General features: G+C 36.8%; 17 protein-coding genes and 1 pseudogene. 3 read left to right on the top strand and 15 right to left on the bottom strand.

Annotated elements, in window-relative coordinates; translation table 11 throughout:
• The 8 genes and pseudogenes from ACQKNR_RS14980 to ACQKNR_RS14945 all read right to left on the bottom strand — a co-directional run.
• Positions 1–1,067: pseudogene (locus ACQKNR_RS14980) on the bottom strand (DNA translocase FtsK); the annotation flags it as partial.
• Between the two features lie 155 nt (positions 1,068–1,222).
• Positions 1,223–2,179 carry an N-acetylmuramoyl-L-alanine amidase gene (locus ACQKNR_RS14975; RefSeq protein ID WP_427318581.1) on the bottom strand — a complete coding sequence of 319 codons (957 nt, stop codon included), beginning with the start codon at positions 2,177–2,179 and terminating at the stop codon, positions 1,223–1,225.
• Between the two features lie 41 nt (positions 2,180–2,220).
• A complete protein-coding gene (locus tag ACQKNR_RS14970) occupies positions 2,221–2,565 on the bottom strand; it encodes a thiamine transporter (RefSeq protein WP_427318580.1) in 345 nt (114 codons plus the stop codon).
• 286 nt (positions 2,566–2,851) lie between these two features.
• Positions 2,852–3,466, bottom strand: a complete 615-nt coding sequence (ytpR, locus tag ACQKNR_RS14965) for a YtpR family tRNA-binding protein (protein ID WP_427318579.1) — start codon at positions 3,464–3,466, stop codon at positions 2,852–2,854.
• Positions 3,463–4,275 (bottom strand): DUF1444 domain-containing protein, encoded by an 813-nt coding sequence (locus ACQKNR_RS14960; RefSeq protein WP_427318578.1) that lies wholly within the window; start codon positions 4,273–4,275, stop codon positions 3,463–3,465. Before ACQKNR_RS14960 ends, ytpR begins: the two co-directional genes overlap by 4 nt.
• 78 nt (positions 4,276–4,353) lie before the next feature.
• The gene (locus ACQKNR_RS14955; RefSeq protein WP_000838192.1) at positions 4,354–4,668 is read right to left on the bottom strand and encodes a thioredoxin family protein; all 315 of its coding nucleotides are present in this window, start codon (positions 4,666–4,668) and stop codon (positions 4,354–4,356) included.
• An 83-nt stretch (positions 4,669–4,751) separates the two neighbouring features.
• Positions 4,752–5,261: a DUF84 family protein gene (locus tag ACQKNR_RS14950; RefSeq protein WP_427318577.1), complete on the bottom strand. Its 510-nt coding sequence runs from the start codon at positions 5,259–5,261 to the stop codon at positions 4,752–4,754.
• A 282-nt stretch (positions 5,262–5,543) separates the two neighbouring features.
• Entirely contained in the window at positions 5,544–6,617 is a 1,074-nt protein-coding gene (locus ACQKNR_RS14945) for a M42 family metallopeptidase (protein WP_427318576.1), read from the bottom strand.
• Between the two features lie 148 nt (positions 6,618–6,765).
• On the opposite strand from ACQKNR_RS14945, the gene ACQKNR_RS14940 reads away from it, so the two are divergent.
• Positions 6,766–7,077: a PepSY domain-containing protein gene (locus ACQKNR_RS14940; RefSeq protein ID WP_000118537.1), complete on the top strand. Its 312-nt coding sequence runs from the start codon at positions 6,766–6,768 to the stop codon at positions 7,075–7,077.
• Between the two features lie 152 nt (positions 7,078–7,229).
• Here ACQKNR_RS14940 and ACQKNR_RS14935 read toward each other — a convergent pair whose 3' ends face one another.
• Together ACQKNR_RS14935 and trmB are read right to left on the bottom strand one after the other, a co-directional pair.
• Positions 7,230–8,084, bottom strand: coding sequence for a YtnP family quorum-quenching lactonase (locus ACQKNR_RS14935; RefSeq protein WP_427318575.1), 855 nt, complete (start codon positions 8,082–8,084; stop codon positions 7,230–7,232).
• Between the two features lie 68 nt (positions 8,085–8,152).
• Positions 8,153–8,806 carry a tRNA (guanosine(46)-N7)-methyltransferase TrmB gene (gene trmB, locus ACQKNR_RS14930; RefSeq protein ID WP_427318574.1) on the bottom strand — a complete coding sequence of 218 codons (654 nt, stop codon included), beginning with the start codon at positions 8,804–8,806 and terminating at the stop codon, positions 8,153–8,155.
• A gap of 229 nt (positions 8,807–9,035) precedes the next feature.
• On the opposite strand from trmB, the gene ACQKNR_RS14925 reads away from it, so the two are divergent.
• Complete coding sequence (locus ACQKNR_RS14925) at positions 9,036–9,314, top strand: YtzH-like family protein (RefSeq protein ID WP_001122234.1); 279 nt, start codon at positions 9,036–9,038, stop codon at positions 9,312–9,314.
• A 3-nt stretch (positions 9,315–9,317) separates the two neighbouring features.
• Here the strand turns inward: ACQKNR_RS14925 and ACQKNR_RS14920 are convergent, their stop codons facing one another.
• From ACQKNR_RS14920 to pepV, 4 genes are all read right to left on the bottom strand, one after another.
• On the bottom strand, positions 9,318–10,115 hold the full coding sequence (locus ACQKNR_RS14920; RefSeq protein WP_427318573.1) for a phosphotransferase: 798 nt from the start codon (positions 10,113–10,115) through the stop codon (positions 9,318–9,320).
• Positions 10,116–10,342: 227 nt separating this feature from the next.
• Positions 10,343–12,484, bottom strand: a complete 2,142-nt coding sequence (pulA, locus tag ACQKNR_RS14915) for a type I pullulanase (RefSeq protein WP_427318572.1) — start codon at positions 12,482–12,484, stop codon at positions 10,343–10,345.
• Between the two features lie 213 nt (positions 12,485–12,697).
• Positions 12,698–13,243, bottom strand: coding sequence for an RNA 2',3'-cyclic phosphodiesterase (thpR, locus tag ACQKNR_RS14910; protein ID WP_427318571.1), 546 nt, complete (start codon positions 13,241–13,243; stop codon positions 12,698–12,700).
• Between the two features lie 237 nt (positions 13,244–13,480).
• Positions 13,481–14,887, bottom strand: a complete 1,407-nt coding sequence (gene pepV / locus ACQKNR_RS14905) for a dipeptidase PepV (RefSeq protein WP_427318570.1) — start codon at positions 14,885–14,887, stop codon at positions 13,481–13,483.
• 357 nt (positions 14,888–15,244) lie between these two features.
• Between pepV and ACQKNR_RS14900 the strand changes: the two genes are divergently transcribed.
• Positions 15,245–15,466, top strand: a complete 222-nt coding sequence (locus ACQKNR_RS14900; protein ID WP_000805512.1) for a DeoR family transcriptional regulator — start codon at positions 15,245–15,247, stop codon at positions 15,464–15,466.
• An 82-nt stretch (positions 15,467–15,548) separates the two neighbouring features.
• On the opposite strand, the gene ACQKNR_RS14895 is transcribed toward ACQKNR_RS14900, so the two are convergent.
• A complete protein-coding gene (locus ACQKNR_RS14895; RefSeq protein ID WP_427318569.1) occupies positions 15,549–16,277 on the bottom strand; it encodes a pseudouridine synthase in 729 nt (242 codons plus the stop codon).
• Positions 16,278–16,285 lie beyond the last annotated feature (8 nt).

The raw sequence follows: 16,285 nt of genomic DNA, 5'->3' as shown, positions 1-16,285 counted from the left end.
TCTTCTGTTTCCGCAATTTCTGCAAACTCTTCTGGTATTTCCACAATGATTGTCTCCTCAATTTTTTCTTCTGCTTTGACAATCACTGAATCTTCTGGAGTTTGTTTTTCTATTTCTGTATTACGTCTCATTTCTTTTGCTAATATTGTATCCTCGTGCTCTACTTGAGAATCTACTAATTCTTCTTGTTGAATGTCTTCGTTTAACACCACTACATCTTTTTCTTGCTGAGCATCTTCTACCTGCCTAGCTATTGTTTTATGAAGGAATTCATCCGCTGGAACTTCCTGCGGTGTACGGATTTCTTGAACCACTTCTTTTTCTTCTACTGAAGGTACTTGACGCTCAATTTCATAACCGTTTTTCTCTAGCCATTGATCAACAACTGATTTTTCTTCCTTTTTACTCGCTTCATGATTTTGCTGACTACCTGCTCCACCACTAGAAGAAGGAGTTGTTGTTTGTCCTTCTGAGAAATCAGATAATGTATATCCTTTTTTCTCTAACCATGCATCAACGACTGATTTACCCTCTACAGATATTTCAAGATCTTCTCTTTCCTTTTCTTCCTCCTGCTTTTCTACCTTTTTCTCTACTGAAGGACGATTATATCCATAAATCGGCGAAATCATTTCTGTTGGACGAAATGGTCTTCGGTTATTTTCTTGCGACGGTACGTATACTTTTTTTACGACAGGCTCTTGCTCCGGTTCATATTGCACTTCCGGCTCTTCATATGTAGCAACTACCTTCTCCACATACGGTCGTCTACTTCTTTCCACTTTTATTCCTCTTTGAGTAGGCTGATCCTCATATACTCCGCTTTGAACATGTTGTTCTTCAAAGTGAGATTGTTCTCTTACATCATCCTCATCAAATCCATCATCTGGTATTAATGGAAACCGGCATTTACCTGCATTCCGACTTGCCATTTGTGCTTCTCTTGCTTCAGTGTAGTGGTTTACACGAGGAATTTTCGGCTGACTTTCGATTTGTTTCGGTACTTCTTTATTCATCGCTGTTTGTTCTTCCTCTTTGTTAAACAGCTTTTTCATCCAATCTAACATGCTTACCACTCTTTCTACTAAATAGTAACATCCTTTATTGTATCAGCATTCGGCAAAAAGTGCAGGTAAAATTAAGCATGTCATATTTATCCATAATATTCTAATTTACGAGTGTTTTCATATGGAAAAACGCAGCCTCTCATGTAAGACTGCGTTTAAGCTTTCCTCTTCCGATATTCATCTACACTATCCGTTACACTTTGCAATAAAGAATCTACATACTGTGGGTCAGATAATTTTTTATCTTCTTCTGGGTTCGACATAAACCCAAGTTCTAATAGCACACCAGGAACTTTTGCCCAATTAAATCCAGAAAGGTCGTCCCTAAATTTAATTCCATTTACTTTCACCTGATTGTTTTCTCTCATTTTATTTACTATCGTTTGAGAGATTTGAAGACTTTCAGCATAAATCTCTTTCGTATACGTATTTCCTTCTGCCGGCGTCAATACAGCAAATCCACTTTGATTTGGATTTTCAGAACCATCTGCATGAAGGCGTAAAAATAAATTCGCTTTATGATTATTTGCGAATGTCGCACGTTCTTTATTGCTTATATCAACATCTTGTGACGTTCTCGTCATTAATACCTGTATCCCTTTTGCTTCCAGCTTTTCTTTTAATATAAAAGCCATTTCTAATACAAGGGTAGCTTCTCTTTTTTTCGTTACAACACCTGTTGTGCCATCCGTCACTTTATATTTTTGAGTAGTCGCTCCTGGACCAATCGGTTCTAAATTTAAATTCGCTTTTTGTTGATGTCCTGGATCAATAACGACGAGAAACTTTTCTTGTTTCTCCTTACTCTCTACTTTTTGTTCATTATTTTGAGCTGATTGTTCCATTGGCTGGATTGGCGTAGTTTCCTCTTTCTTTTCTTGAACCGGCACTTCCTCCTGCTTAATTTCTACTTGTTCATTCATTTGATTTGCTTGTGGTTCTTCTTTCTTTTCTTGTTCTTCCTGCTGCTTTTCTACCGATGCGTCTTCCTTTTTATCTTTGTTGCTTTCTTGTATAGAAGATGATGTTTCTTTTTTCGGTTGTTCTTGTGAGCAACCTTCCATATATATTCCAATGAATGCAATCACGCTCATTATTTTTATATACTTCATATTTCTCTCCCATCACTTTGCACCGGAATCAAAGTTTTTTCTTATAATTGCTTTATAATTTCATCCATACTTCCAATATAAATAGGCTGCCACGTTTCGGTACCACGCTCTGCCGTATAAACTGGATAAGCTTCATCATCGACATTCACGAAAATTGGATCGCCCATATCCGTTTCATATCCGATCACAATCCATCCCTCTTGCCACTTTCCACTTTTTTCACTTATTAATGAATTTTTATGTTTATCATATCGGTAACCAATTTGGCCTTTTTCTAATTCATTTTCGCTAAATACATATATTTCATAGGAACCTAACTCGATATCTTGCTGTTTTGAAGTTTCAATTCGTTTCAAAAGTTCTGCGACTTTTAGTTGTTGTTTCATACGTCTATCCCCTTCTATTTTTCTAAATTTTAACTAGATTGTTTATAAAATACAATATAGTTTCTAAGAAAAAAGGGTTACAAAAAAATAAAGATGTCTCATCAGTCAAATATATGACTAGGTGACATCCTTATTTTACCTTATAATATCAACGATTTTTCAAATATATCTATCGTAACTCTCAATATATCAACGATTCGACACGGAATATCGACTTACCGACGAAAATTGACAAAATAAAAAGAGAGGCTATCCCAAAAGGACACCCTCTCTTTTCTTACAGCAATTAAAATTTAAATTCTTGTCCAACTTCAAAGCTGTCTTCTAATACAAGAATACCTTTTTCTTGTGGAGCGTCTGGAAGCTCTAATTCACGTGCAGAGCAGATCATTCCAGAAGAAGGAACACCGCGAAGTTCAGCTGGTTTAATTAACATACCACTTGGCATTACAGCGCCGATTTTTGCAACAACAACTTTTTGTCCTGCATCAACGTTCGGTGCACCACATACGATTTGTAATGTTTCTGTACCGATTTCTACTTTACAAATGTTTAGTTTATCAGCATTTGGATGTTTCTCTTTTTCAGCTACATAGCCTACAACAAATTTCGGCGAAAGATCAGCTTCTACTGTTTCTTCAAAGCCATTCTTCGCTATAATTTCGTTAATTTTCTCTACAAGTTCTTTCGTTAATGTAAGGTTACCTGTTTCTTTTACTTCTAAGTAAGAAGATGCATTAAAGATGTTGAATCCTGCTGTTGCATTGCTTTCACGATCGTATACGCGTGCAACATCTCCTTTGCGATCAAAAGTACGGTTCTCTAAAGTAATATCCTGTAAGGCAACAATTAAAGTGTCACCAATTCCTTCAAGGTTGTAAAAAACGTTCACTTCGTTCATCCTTTCTCTTTTCCATCTGTCTTCTTCCGATTCTTCGCTAAAATAAAGATTGGTTCAAAGTCCCCATCTTCATATACGAATGAAAGTGATGTAATCGGAACATGCCCTTCGGCAAAAAATTTCATTGTCATTTGTGCAATAATATCATAACCGATTTCGTTGACGATATCAGCAATAATTAATACATCTTGATGAGGAACAGCAACTACCATATCACCAGAAATCTTTTCACGCATCGATTGTAGTAACGATTCGTTTAAAATACGACTCGCATCATACCCATCATTTGTGTTTAAAAAGTAGAATGTATTACCTGCTACTGTGTCTTGTTTAAATTCATACCCTAATGAGCGAGCATTAAACAATGCCATTTCACGTACTTGTTGTTCTGTAAGCTCTAACTTTTGTAATAGACGCTCATCAATTAATCGGTACGTTTTATTAGAATCTAGCGCGTAATAAATGCGTGTTTCCGCCGTATGATCCGTCATAATAAACGGATTTCCTTCTTCTGCTTGTTTCGGGAAAGAAGTAGAGCGAATAACAGGTAAAATTTTCGCTGTGCTATTTTCTTCTTTATGCATCGCAATTAGCGCTTCTTGTACATAATAAGCAACTTCTTCAATCGCCTTTTCTTTGTTTACTTCCCATTTTGCAACAACTCCTGGAAGCGATACGTTAATACCTTTTTTCGAGTCTTTCTGTTCAATACGTAGAACTTCTTTCTCGCTGTCATAATGAAAGCCCCATTCTGGGCGAGATAATTTCTTCATTAACTCATCTTTCATCTTTTTACTTGTCATCTTCATCTCTTTTTCCTCCCTTCCAAAAAAATAACCTCCCCCGCGAAGGTAGAGGTTGTTTTACAATTCAATTGGCAAATTGCCTTATTTTAAACCTTCAATGAACTCTTCGATTTGTTCTTGTGTTTTACGATCTTTGTTTACATAGCGACCTGTTTCTTCACCTTTATTGTACGCTACAAAGCTCGGAATGCCAAATACGTCTAATTTTACGCATAAATCAATAAACTCATCACGATCTACATAGTAAAATGAGAAATCACTATATTTCTCTTCTACTTCTGGCATAAATGGATCAACGAAACGGCAGTCTGGGCACCATTCTGCTGAGAACATAAAGACTACATTCTCTTCATTTTTTAATTCTTGGAATTGCTCCATGCTTTCTAATGATTTCATCTATATTTCCTCCTCTAACGAGTGCATTTTTTCATGTTATAATCTTTCTTTTATACTACCATACATCGCGCACGGTGCAAGGTTTATGCTTGCTTTTCATCATACTTATATTGCCCAACTAACAACTTAACAACGTGTACAAATAATTCCGTTCGGTCGACATAATCATTTGTAAAGATACCGATAGCACCTTCGTGACTACGAATATCTTTTCGCTGCACAAACTCTTCCATCACTTCACTTAACTCTTTACCATTTTCAAGTGGCGTTAAAAAGTCATCTGGTAATTTAATACGAGCTCCTCCTGCAACAAATATTTTACTGTCCCTTGTCACTAAAGCCCCCCAGTTACACATAAATAAACCGTGCGTTGTTTTCATTACGCCACCTTCTAGCCCAATACCAATTTGAGCTTCTCCTTCTTTTAATGCCTGCTTCGCTCTATTTACTGCTCCTTGCATCGTCTCTTCATCTGAAAATGGCTGGTTTGCTACTCCTGAAGGAACAGAAAGAGATGTAATTTCGGCATCTTTCCAAACCTTCTCCACAGCTCCAACCTTCGTTTTATTCTTCGAGCCAACTACTACTTTCATTTCGTTCACCTCTATAAAAATTCATCATTCTGTTCTAATATCCGCTTCGGCACAAATTAAGTACCAACCACTACCACACACCACCGGGGAATCCCTTCTATCTATAAAAGAAGGTGAATTTCCACAATATTACTGGTCCCGAACACAAAAACATTCTTCCTCTCTCTCCCTATCCGCGATCTTAATGCATCATTCGAGCACTAATTAAGCACTGACCGCTACTACACATTGCTGGGTCATCTCTCCTACCTAAAAAAAGAAAGAGCTTTTGAGCCCTTTCTTCTACGCGTTATTCTTAATTGTCTCTAACGTCGTGTTGTCCGTTGCTCTTACAAGCTTCGTAATGAGTTCTTTTGCCGCTGCATAATCATCAACATGTAAAATAGAAGCATGTGTATGAATGTAGCGTGCGCAAACACCAATTACTGCTGATGGGATACCAGAGTTGCTTGTATGTACACGGCCCGCATCTGTACCACCTTGTGAAATAAAGTATTGGTACGGAATGTTATGTGTTTCTGCTGTATCTAAAATGAATTCGCGCATTCCTCTATGCGTTACCATTGTACGATCATAAATACGAAGAAGAGCACCTTTTCCTAATTGACCGAACTGCGTTTTATCACCAGATGCATCGTTTGCTGGACTTGCATCAAGCGCATAGAAAATGTCTGGTTGAATCATATTTGCAGCTGTTTGGGCTCCGCGAAGACCTACTTCTTCTTGTACAGTAGCACCAGAGTATAATGTGTTTGGTAATGTTTCATCTTTTAATTCTTTTAACAACTCGATTGCAAGGCCACATCCGTAACGGTTGTCCCAAGCTTTCGCCATAATTTTCTTTTCGTTTGCCATCGGTGTAAATGGGCAGATTGGCACGATTTGTTGTCCTGGTTTTACACCAATTTCAATCGCATCTTCATAACTATCTGCACCTATATCAATTAACATATTTTTTATATCCATCGGTTTTGCACGTTGCGCATCACTTAATAAATGCGGAGGAATAGAACCAACAACCCCAACAACAGGACCGTTCTTTGTCATAACTTGTACACGCTGCGCTAATAGTACTTGGCTCCACCAGCCGCCTAATGTTTGAAAACGAAGCATCCCGTTTTTCGTAATTTGCGTAACCATGAAACCTACTTCATCCATGTGACCTGCTACAAGAACACGCGGGCCAGTTTCGTCCCCTTTTTTCAGACCAAATACGCTACCTAAACCATCTTGCACAATTTCATCAGCATATTTGCTTAATTCTTGCTTCATAAAACGGCGTACATCATGTTCAAAACCTGACGCACCTTGTAATTCTGTTAACGTACGAAATAATTGTAGTGTCTCTTTATTCACGAAGTCCCCTTCTTTCAAACCTTAGTAGAATACCTCTTTTATTGTAACGAAATTTTCGAAATGTTTCTAGTTTCTTCTTTTTTGAATGCATTTGCATTATAATTATTATCGGTACACTATTTTTATTTTATAGAATTGAGGTGAATATATGAGCTGGAAAGGTTTAGTAGCAGGTCTTGGCGTTGGATTCGCAGCTGGTTATTTCGTTGCAAACAAAGTACAAGAACAATCCCATATTTCTTCAGAAAAAGCATTGAAAATGGTGAAACAAGCATTAAGTCATAAAGGTGAAATTACTGGCTCTTGGGTACATATGGTTCCAGAGACATTTGAAAAATATGATGTCGCATACGAAGTTTATCGCGGCGGTCTTACAACAATGTTAGATGATATACAAGAACGATTCGAATTTTTAGTTGATGCTAAAACAGGTACTGTTTTAGAGGTTATAGCAGCATAAAAAGAGGTTTCCCATTAGGTGAACCTCTTTTTTTCATCGCCGATAGTAATGAAATTATATCGGCGATTTTTTAAATATATTGATTTACCAACAAAAGCTGACAATAAAAGAGGAGGCTGTTCCAACAGACATTTTTGGACAACCTCCTCTTTTTATGCTTCTACAATTGTTTTTCTCTCTATCTTTTCCACAATATGCCCTTCCTCATCCCACTTCACCGCACGATAATATGCGTCATGATAAAACGTAAACCACGCCTCTTTTTCAGCACCATACTTCATCCACTTCTGCTTATTTTCAATCGATGTCATCGGATAATCATCATATGCCATTACCCATAATACATTTTGATGAGCATGTGTTGGTAAAATGTCCGCTAAATGAATCATCGTTTCTCCCTGACTTTCAAGAACAATAACCGCATGTCCATCACTATGACCACCCGTATGCGCCATTTTGATTTCATCCGTAATTTCTATTTCTCGCTGGAAGGTCACAACTTGATCTACAATTGGCTCCCAGTTTTCTTTCCAATATGTATTACGAGATCTAATATTTGGGCTCCTCATTTCATTCCACTCTGTTTCACTTACGTAAATTTTCGCATTCGGAAACGCTGGTACAAGATGATCGCCTTCCCATTTTGTTAAACCAGATGCATGATCAAAATGAAGGTGCGTCATTAAGACGTAATGAATATCTTCTGGTTTTAGCCCTAGCTTTTCTAAAGATTCATCAACTGATGATTCTTCCGTTACACCTTGATTTCGTTTCATCTTCTCATTTAATTTACCGTTCCCTATTCCAGAATCAATAAGCATGTTCCCTTCTTTCGTTTGCAAAAGTAATGGATCCGTTCGTAAATAAATATGATTTGTATCGTTATGTCTATATTTCCGTGACCAAAGTACTTTCGGTACAACACCAAACATTGCACCGCCATCTAAATGTGTGTTTCCACCTTTTAGCCACGTCACTTTTATATCTCCAATTTGTAATTTTCCCATAACAAATCCCCCCTCTCACTAATTTTAACATAAAATTCTGATTATTTTAGACATAAAAAACCTATGCATTACTGCATAGGTTCCGTACGATATTTTGCTTCTACACGGTAAATAAGATGACCTTTACTAGAGAATTTCTCTTCGTATTCAGTCATAATGTTACCTTCAAAGTCACTGTTATGAAGATCTAGGCTTAAGTAAGTTAGTAACATACCGTACTCAGCCATACTCATTAGAGAGTATTCAAATAAACCTTGGTTATCTGTTTTGAAATGAATTTCTCCGCCCTCTACTAACACTTCTTCATAATTGCGTAAAAACGTTTTATACGTTAAACGACGCTTCGTATGACGTTTCTTCGGCCACGGATCTGAGAAGTTTAAATAAACGCGGTCAATTTCACCTTTTGCAAAGAAAACTGTTAAATCTTCAGCATCTTTATTAATTAACTTTAAGTTCGGTAATTCTTCTTCTATTAATTTATCAAGTGCATCTACAACAACACTTGTGAATTTTTCAATTCCAATATAATTAATATGTGGATTCGCTTTTGCCATGTCATACATAAAGCGGCCACGACCTGTGCCTACTTCAATGTGAATTGGTTGTTCGTTTCCAAATACTTCTTTCCAGTTACCAGCGCGCTCCTCTGGATTTCCAATTACGATATGTGAATACTCATTAATTCGATCCATTGCATACGGTTTATGTCTTAAACGCATAGATGTCTCCCTCTCTTTACAAAGCTATTTTTAAAGGAATGATTCCTTCTTTCTGTTTTAATCAATCTACCAAACAAAAAACCAAGTACGTACGAGCACTCGGTCCGTTTCTTTCAAGTATAAGATGTACCATTTTGATAAAAACTACATACAGCATTAAACATTCCATGACGAAACAGCTTTTTCTCTTACATTTGAAGAGAAAAACAATCGAAAGGATGATCCGTTCATGCCAATTAATCAACAACATCAATTAGAAGTGCTGAAAGATATTTTAGTCAATCACCAAAGTGATTGCTGCGGGACAGTTTCTGAATGCGAGCAATTAGAGCGCCTCATTCAATCGTTACTCGCAAACGATAATATAAGTAGCGACGCTAAAGCAATGCTAAACGATGTATATTCTTATAGTCAATCGGGTAAATCTTCCTCTAACTTGGACAACCATATTTCCAATAATCAAGAACAACTTACTCAGTGGATTGCTGGAATGGACAATTTTTCTTAAGTATTATTCTGAGGCAAGTAGTTGCTGTAAATATTGATGCCAATATTCAGCTTCTGCTTGCTGTTTTTTTGTTGTGTGCCATTGAATAGATAAAATCGTTTGTGCTATCACATACCATCTCATACGCCTAAGCAATGATTCATCCATTTCAATATCATAATATCCGAGCCACTCACTCCATTCATGGCGCGGAATGTACCAGTATAGTAACATACCAAGGTCTAGAGCTGGGTCAGCAATTACAGCTCCATCCCAATCAATGAGAAACAACTCATCTTCATCCGATAATAACCAGTTGTTATGATTTACATCACAATGGCATACAACGAATTCATTATATTCAATATCTTTTAATGAATCCGTTAAATATTGAAGGCCTTGCTGAATTGTTTCATTAACTCTTATATCTCCTCTTAAAACAAGTTGCAGTTGCTGTAAGAGCTCTTGTGCATGAAGCGGCTGCTTCCCAAGTCTTTGAATCATCTGCACAAGTGCTTTAGAGGAGTGTATTTTTTTCAAAAGTTTCGCAACACGTTCTAGTTTCATATCCTCTGGCTCAAGCTTCTGTCCCGGAAGCCATTTTTGAGCAGAAATTACATCACCGTTCGTTACCCTTCTTGTCCAAAGTAATTTTGGAACAATTCCTTCTGCTGACAATACCGCTAAAAAGGGCGATGTATTCCGCTTTAAAAATAACTTCTGTTGTCCGTTTTGCGCAACATATGCATCTCCCGTTACTCCACCAGCCGGTACAAGACTCCACTCTTTTCCTAATAATTGTTCCAACCATTCCATATTCATTACCCGCTAACAAATCCTTATCTTTTATAGTTATGAAAAGAAAAACCGCAACATTTCTACACATGTTGTGGATTCATATATATTACTGTAAATGAAAAGAAAACTTGGCCTAAGCCAAAAATCCTCTATTTTATTTTACAAAACCACTCATAGAATGACAACTTATCAAAATCGTCACCTTTGTCAATTCTACATTTATTACATTCTCATCGTCAAGTAGCGATTTGTCACATTATCGCCAATATATTCGTGCTAATTGGAGCCAGTTGAAGTTCCTTTCCTCTAAATGAAGAAATTGGCTCTATTTTCGCTTGCTTTTCGTTTACTAACACATGCCATGTTTTCTCTTTTGGAAGTTGCACCATTTCAGTTTCCAAACCGCTATTAAATAAAACGACAAGCTCTTTCCACGGTCCAAATGATTCTACATTTTGTAAATGGTATGCAAGCACTTCTGTAGATGTTTGCAAGAAATTCATGTGCTTTTTTATAAGGTCTGCGTTCTGTAATCGGAATGCTCCATGCTCTTTGCGAATCGCAATTAGTCCTTTTATATAGTTAACTGTCTCCATCTCTTTCTCTTTTTGATCCCAATCTAATTGATTGATTTCATCATTTGCATTATAACTATTTTCATTTCCTTTCTTCGTACGATAAAACTCTTGCCCTGCATGTAAGAAAGGAATACCTTGTGAAAGAATTACCATTGCCGTTGCTAGCAGGTGGCGTTTTTTCAAAATCTCTTTTGATTCTTCATTGCTACGCACTAGTTTATCCCACATCGTCATGTTGTCATGACATTCTACATAATTAATACTTTGCATTGGCTCTAGAAACAGCCCTGTTTCTTTCATACTTAAAAGACTTCCTGCTGCTATATACCGCAAATGATGACAATCTACATGCCCACCAAATGCAAAGCCACGTTTATTTATATGAAATGTACTCCCTTTTACTCCATCACGAAATTGATCATTAAACTGCGCGATATATGGCATTTTCCTTGCATTATTTAACGTTGCTTTTTCCTCAAGCGGAAGCGGTGTTTGTAGATCCCAGCCTTCCCCTAATAACAATGCATCACGCTTTATATTTCGCACTTCTTTTTCTATTTTGTTCATCGTTTCAACATCTAAAATTCCCATTAAATCGAATCGGAAGCCATCAACATTGTACTCAGTAAGCCAATATAAAATAGACTCAACAATAAATTTCCTCATCATTTTCCGCTCAGACGCTATATCATTTCCAACTCCCGTCCCATTAGAAGGCATACCATCTTCCCCATGACGAAAATAATATCCTGGAACAAGTTTTTCAAATGATGATAGCTCTCTTTCATAAACATGATTATATACAACATCTATAATCACTCGGATGCCGTGCTCATGAAATGTTTCAATCAGTTGTTTACACTCTACGATCCTGTTATACGGGTCAGAAATGTTTGTAGCATAAAATCCTGTTGGCGTATTGTAATATAATGGATTGTATCCCCAATTATACGCGGCAGAAGGATTCGCCTCATCTATACCACCAAAACAATATAAAGGTAAAAGTTCAACATGTGTAATACCTAAATCTTTTATATGAGACAATCCCGTTAACGTCCCATTTCGTCCCGTTGTTCCCTCTTCCATCAATCCTTTATATGTTCCTTTTTTATTCACTCCACTGTTTTGATGAATAGTAGCATCACGAACATGCAGCTCATACAATACGGCATCTGTCATTGACTGTAATGGTGGTAATTTCTCTCGTTTTGTTACATTCGTATTTTCCAAATCGATCACAACGCCGTATTTTCCATTTACAGTCACTGACTTTGCATAAGGATCCACCGCTTCATTCCATATTAAATTGATACAGACGAGGAATGTATATCGAGCTCCATCGTGATCCCCTTGTAATGCATGAATCCAGACTCCATTTTCTTCTCTATACATTTCATAATCGGTATATTCTTTATCACTTTTATAAATTCTTACCTTCGCAAGCCTTGCGGTTGGAGCCCATACTTTAAATGTTGTTGCTTCCTTTTGGTACACAGCTCCTAAATCTGTCCCTTCGTAATAATACTTCTCATCAAATATTGCTGTTCGAATCACAGCACCTATTTGTAAATCAGTTTCTTCATTCCGTTCATCTCGTACTGTATAATACTTCCCCACATCTAGCGGCTCTTCTATAAAGCACTCATACTTCGTTGCATCCGGAAGCGCAATAGTATGAGCAATCGGTAAATCTTTCACATTGTTTCCTTCTTGTAAACGAAATGTCCGACTTGTTCCATACGCATGTGGGAGCAAAATTGTAATTTTATTCATTTCATCTAAATAGGCATCAAATGGACGTTTTACTTTCAACATAAAAAAATCACCATCATTCTCAAAGTTAAAATAAAGTGAATCTTTAATCTGTAGAGGTCATCCCCCCACTCATTATTAGCCCCCACCAACCGGGCCTTTACAAGATAAAATGAGCTGCAAATGATAAGGCTTTTCTTATCAACAAGACTCTATACAGTAACTCCATTCTTCTCTATAGTATATTCACCTGCATAAAAAACGTTTTCATACATTCTATTTTTGTAATTTTATTTCAGCAATCGATTTATACTTTGGTGTTTCCTTCACGTGAGATTCGTATAAAGTAATCGTATCCGCTTGAAACGATAAAGCAGGCACTTCTTTTATATGTTCTAAATGAAACGTTTCTTCTCCTACCCATTTACGAGCAACAGTAATATGCGGATGATACGGGCGTGTTTCTAGAGAAAATCCATTTTCTTCACAAATAGCATGCACTTGCTTTTGTAACTGAAACAAATCGTGATTCTCACTTACCTTCGCCCAAAAAATACGTGGCTTATCTTCCTTGCCGAACGTTGAAAATCCTTGCAACGTGAACGATAGTTCCTTTTCTTCTATAAGTGTTTGTAATCCATTCTTTATTCCCTCTAACTGTTCCTCTGTCGCACTTCCTAAAAAGGAAAGGGTAATATGATAGTCTTCCTTATGTACCCACGAGCGAAATGGTAATTCCTCCTTCATTTCCTCTTTATAGTTAGATAGCACTTCTTTTATATGATTTGGTAAAGTAATCGCGACAAAATAATGCAAATCCATGTACATCGTCTCCTTCCTTTTATTGTTGCTTTTCTTTCTTATCTCATTCAGGTAAAAAGAAGCCACCCTCTAAAGCCTAACCTTCGAATAGATTTATTCTCTTCTTCATTAAAGTTGCAATAGTAAATGAAATTATATCGACTTAACAACAAAATACGACAATAAAAGCAACTTACCCCTAACAGAAAACCGTCCCAAAATACCTTTCGGGACGGTCTCTTATTATTTACATAGCCATTACTTCGCTAATTCATAAATTGCTTGAGCATAAATTGCTGTTGCTTTTAATAAGTCTTCAATTTCAATATACTCATCTTTTTGATGCGCAAGTTCTTCTTTTCCAGGGAATAGCGGGCCAAATGCAACACCGGCTTTTAATGAACGAGCGTAAGTACCTCCGCCGATTGCTAGCAACTCTGCTTTTTCTCCTGTTTGTTCTTCATACACACGCTGCAGCGTACGAATTAATATGTGATCTTTATCAACGTGATGCGGGCGAGAGTTAGAATAATCCGCTACTTCAAATCCATGAGTACCAACATAATTTTTTAACTTCGCAATTGTTTCTTCAAAGTTAGTCGTAACTGGGTAGCGTACATTTAATCCTAAGTTACCACCTTTTTCTTTCGTATAAGAAAGGCGACCGACATTCACTGTTAACGGACCGCTAACCTCATCTTTATAAGCAATATTAGCTTTTTCACCAAAAATATCACCAGTAAATGTTTCTGTTACAAATGTCGCAAATGAATTTGCTTTTCCATCAAGAGAAACTGTAGTTAAGAAGTTTACTAATAATAATCCTGCATTTTCTCCTTTTTCAGGAGTAGATCCGTGCGCTGAAATTCCTTCTATTTGCAGCTTCACTGTATTTCCTTCTATAGTTGATTTCCCTATTTTTTTAGCAGTTTTTAAATACTCTTCATATGCTACTGTAAGTGCATTTACATCTTCACCTGTAAGAACTGCTTCTGCAAAATCGGGCACCATATTTAAACGACGACCTGAATCAAATAAAACAAGTTCATATGCACCTTTTTTCTCTTCGCTACCATTTTGCATAACTTGTATATCAGAAATTCCTTTTTCCGCATTAATAATTGGAAAATCTGCATCTGGCGCAAAACCGATTGTTGGCATTTCTTCATTTTTAAAGTAGTGATCTACACATTTCCAATTGCTTTCTTCATCTGTTCCTAAAATCATACGAACGCGTTTCGAAAGAGGTAATCCTAATTCTTTCACAATTTTCATTGCATAATAAGCTGCCATTGTTGGTCCTTTATCGTCAATCGCACCACGTGCAAAAATCTTTCCATCGCGAATAGCTGCACTATACGCAGGAGCCGTCCAGCCATCTCCTTCTGGCACAACATCAACGTGACAAAGAATACCTACTAATTCTTCTCCTTGTCCCATTTCAAGATGACCTGCATATCCTTCTAAATTTTTAGAGGCAAAACCTTCTACTTCTCCTTTATGTAACATGAAAGATAAAGCTTTTTCTACACCTTCACCGAATGGTGCGCCCTCTTTCGCCGTTTCTTCTTCCCATACACTTTTAATTTGTAAAAATTGTTGTGTATCACGAATTAACTCATCTTTTCGTTTTGCAACTTCTTCTGTCCAATTAATCGCTGACATCACGCATCCACCCTTCACTATATTATCTCTTTCATCATAGCAAACCGAAATCCCTTATGCCATACATGAGAACTTAATGCCGAACAATTGTAACATTTCAGATATTTCCCATTAGTTTTTCTTTTATTTTTTTAAAAAAATTTGCAGGAATTTGGCGTTTTACGTAGAAATTTATGAGTTAGTTGACTGAACAGATATACAATGTCAACTACCAATATTTTTCTATATGAAAATTTGTTAAACTTTTGTAAAATTTAAGTAGATTAAAGCATGAATTTTTTCATGTAGAGTACAATGGTAGTAACGACCTTCTTTCCTGAATGGGGTCAAAAAAACTAGTAGAGGAGTGGTTTTCTCTTGAAACCTACAACTACTCGTATGCTAACACGCATTAAATCAATTTATATGTACATCAATGAAAACGGAACGGTAACGACGAAAGACCTTGTAGATGAGTTCGGGATCACACCGCGAACGATACAACGTGATCTAAATGTGTTGCAGTTTAATGAACTCGTGTATAGCCCTTGCCGCGGTAAGTGGACAACAACAGGAAAGAAAGTGAGAATGACCTCATAATGAAAAATAATTGTATGTAAATAAATACATACCCCTTTCTAACTCATTAGAAAGGGGTCTTTTCTGCGCTTTAAAAACAGCACTATTTCTCAGTATCTACTTGATATGTTTTTAACATCTCTACTTCTTCATCTGTTAGCTCTCGGTATTGTCCAAGTTCTAGTTCTTCATCTAGTACTAACGGTCCCATCTCTGTTCTCTTTAGGTAGACTACTTTTTTCCCTACCGCTTCAAACATACGCTTCACTTGATGGAATTTCCCTTCTGTAATCACAAGCTCAATTTCGGAAATATCATCACTTTTTAATATTGTAAGTTCACCTGGTTTCGTTTCATAACCATCGTCTAAAATAACACCTTTAGCAAACTCTTTTACATCCTCTTCTGTTACTACTCCTGCAACGTGTGCATAGTATTTTTTCGGCACATGCTTTTTCGGAGATAATAACTGATGTGATAACTTCCCATCATTTGTTATCAATAAGAAACCTTCCGTATCGATATCAAGTCGCCCAACTGGGAACGGATCAAAGATCGCATCTTCTAATTCTAATAAATCTATTACTGTTTCATGATTATCATCTTCTGTAGCTGAAATAACACCTTGTGGTTTATGCATCATTAAATAAACAAACTCTTTATATTCCACAACTTCACCGTGAATCATAACTTCTTGCTCTTCTACATTTACATGACACTTCGCATCTTTCACTGGCGTTCCATCAATTTTCACAACGCCGTCTTTCAATAATTTCTTTACTTCTTTTCTACTTCCATATCCCATATTCGCTAATAATTTATCTAATCTCACGTTTTTCA

The sequence above is a fragment of the Bacillus sp. NPDC094077 genome (genome assembly GCF_050279465.1).
In the GTDB taxonomy this organism is placed as follows: Bacteria; Bacillota; Bacilli; order Bacillales; family Bacillaceae_G; genus Bacillus_A.
This window is presented reverse-complemented; position numbering and strand designations above follow the sequence as displayed.

What these genes read in the sequence shown, in the direction of transcription:
- pepV (WP_427318570.1), bottom strand. Translation starts at nt 14,887, where the DNA reads ATGTCAGCGATTAATTGGACAGAAGAAGTTGCAAAACGAAAAGATGAG.
- ACQKNR_RS14975 (WP_427318581.1), bottom strand. Translation starts at nt 2,179, where the DNA reads ATGAAGTATATAAAAATAATGAGCGTGATTGCATTCATTGGAATATAT.
- ACQKNR_RS14950 (WP_427318577.1), bottom strand. Translation starts at nt 5,261, where the DNA reads ATGAAAGTAGTAGTTGGCTCGAAGAATAAAACGAAGGTTGGAGCTGTG.
- pulA (WP_427318572.1), bottom strand. Translation starts at nt 12,484, where the DNA reads ATGTTGAAAGTAAAACGTCCATTTGATGCCTATTTAGATGAAATGAAT.
- thpR (WP_427318571.1), bottom strand. Translation starts at nt 13,243, where the DNA reads ATGGATTTGCATTATTTTGTCGCGATTACTTTACCAAATCATATAAAA.
- trmB (WP_427318574.1), bottom strand. Translation starts at nt 8,806, where the DNA reads ATGCGTTTAAGACATAAACCGTATGCAATGGATCGAATTAATGAGTAT.
- ACQKNR_RS14955 (WP_000838192.1), bottom strand. Translation starts at nt 4,668, where the DNA reads ATGAAATCATTAGAAAGCATGGAGCAATTCCAAGAATTAAAAAATGAA.
- ACQKNR_RS14940 (WP_000118537.1), top strand. Translation starts at nt 6,766, where the DNA reads ATGAGCTGGAAAGGTTTAGTAGCAGGTCTTGGCGTTGGATTCGCAGCT.
- ACQKNR_RS14925 (WP_001122234.1), top strand. Translation starts at nt 9,036, where the DNA reads ATGCCAATTAATCAACAACATCAATTAGAAGTGCTGAAAGATATTTTA.
- ACQKNR_RS14935 (WP_427318575.1), bottom strand. Translation starts at nt 8,084, where the DNA reads ATGGGAAAATTACAAATTGGAGATATAAAAGTGACGTGGCTAAAAGGT.
- ACQKNR_RS14960 (WP_427318578.1), bottom strand. Translation starts at nt 4,275, where the DNA reads ATGAAGATGACAAGTAAAAAGATGAAAGATGAGTTAATGAAGAAATTA.
- ytpR (WP_427318579.1), bottom strand. Translation starts at nt 3,466, where the DNA reads ATGAACGAAGTGAACGTTTTTTACAACCTTGAAGGAATTGGTGACACT.
- ACQKNR_RS14970 (WP_427318580.1), bottom strand. Translation starts at nt 2,565, where the DNA reads ATGAAACAACAACTAAAAGTCGCAGAACTTTTGAAACGAATTGAAACT.
- ACQKNR_RS14920 (WP_427318573.1), bottom strand. Translation starts at nt 10,115, where the DNA reads ATGAATATGGAATGGTTGGAACAATTATTAGGAAAAGAGTGGAGTCTT.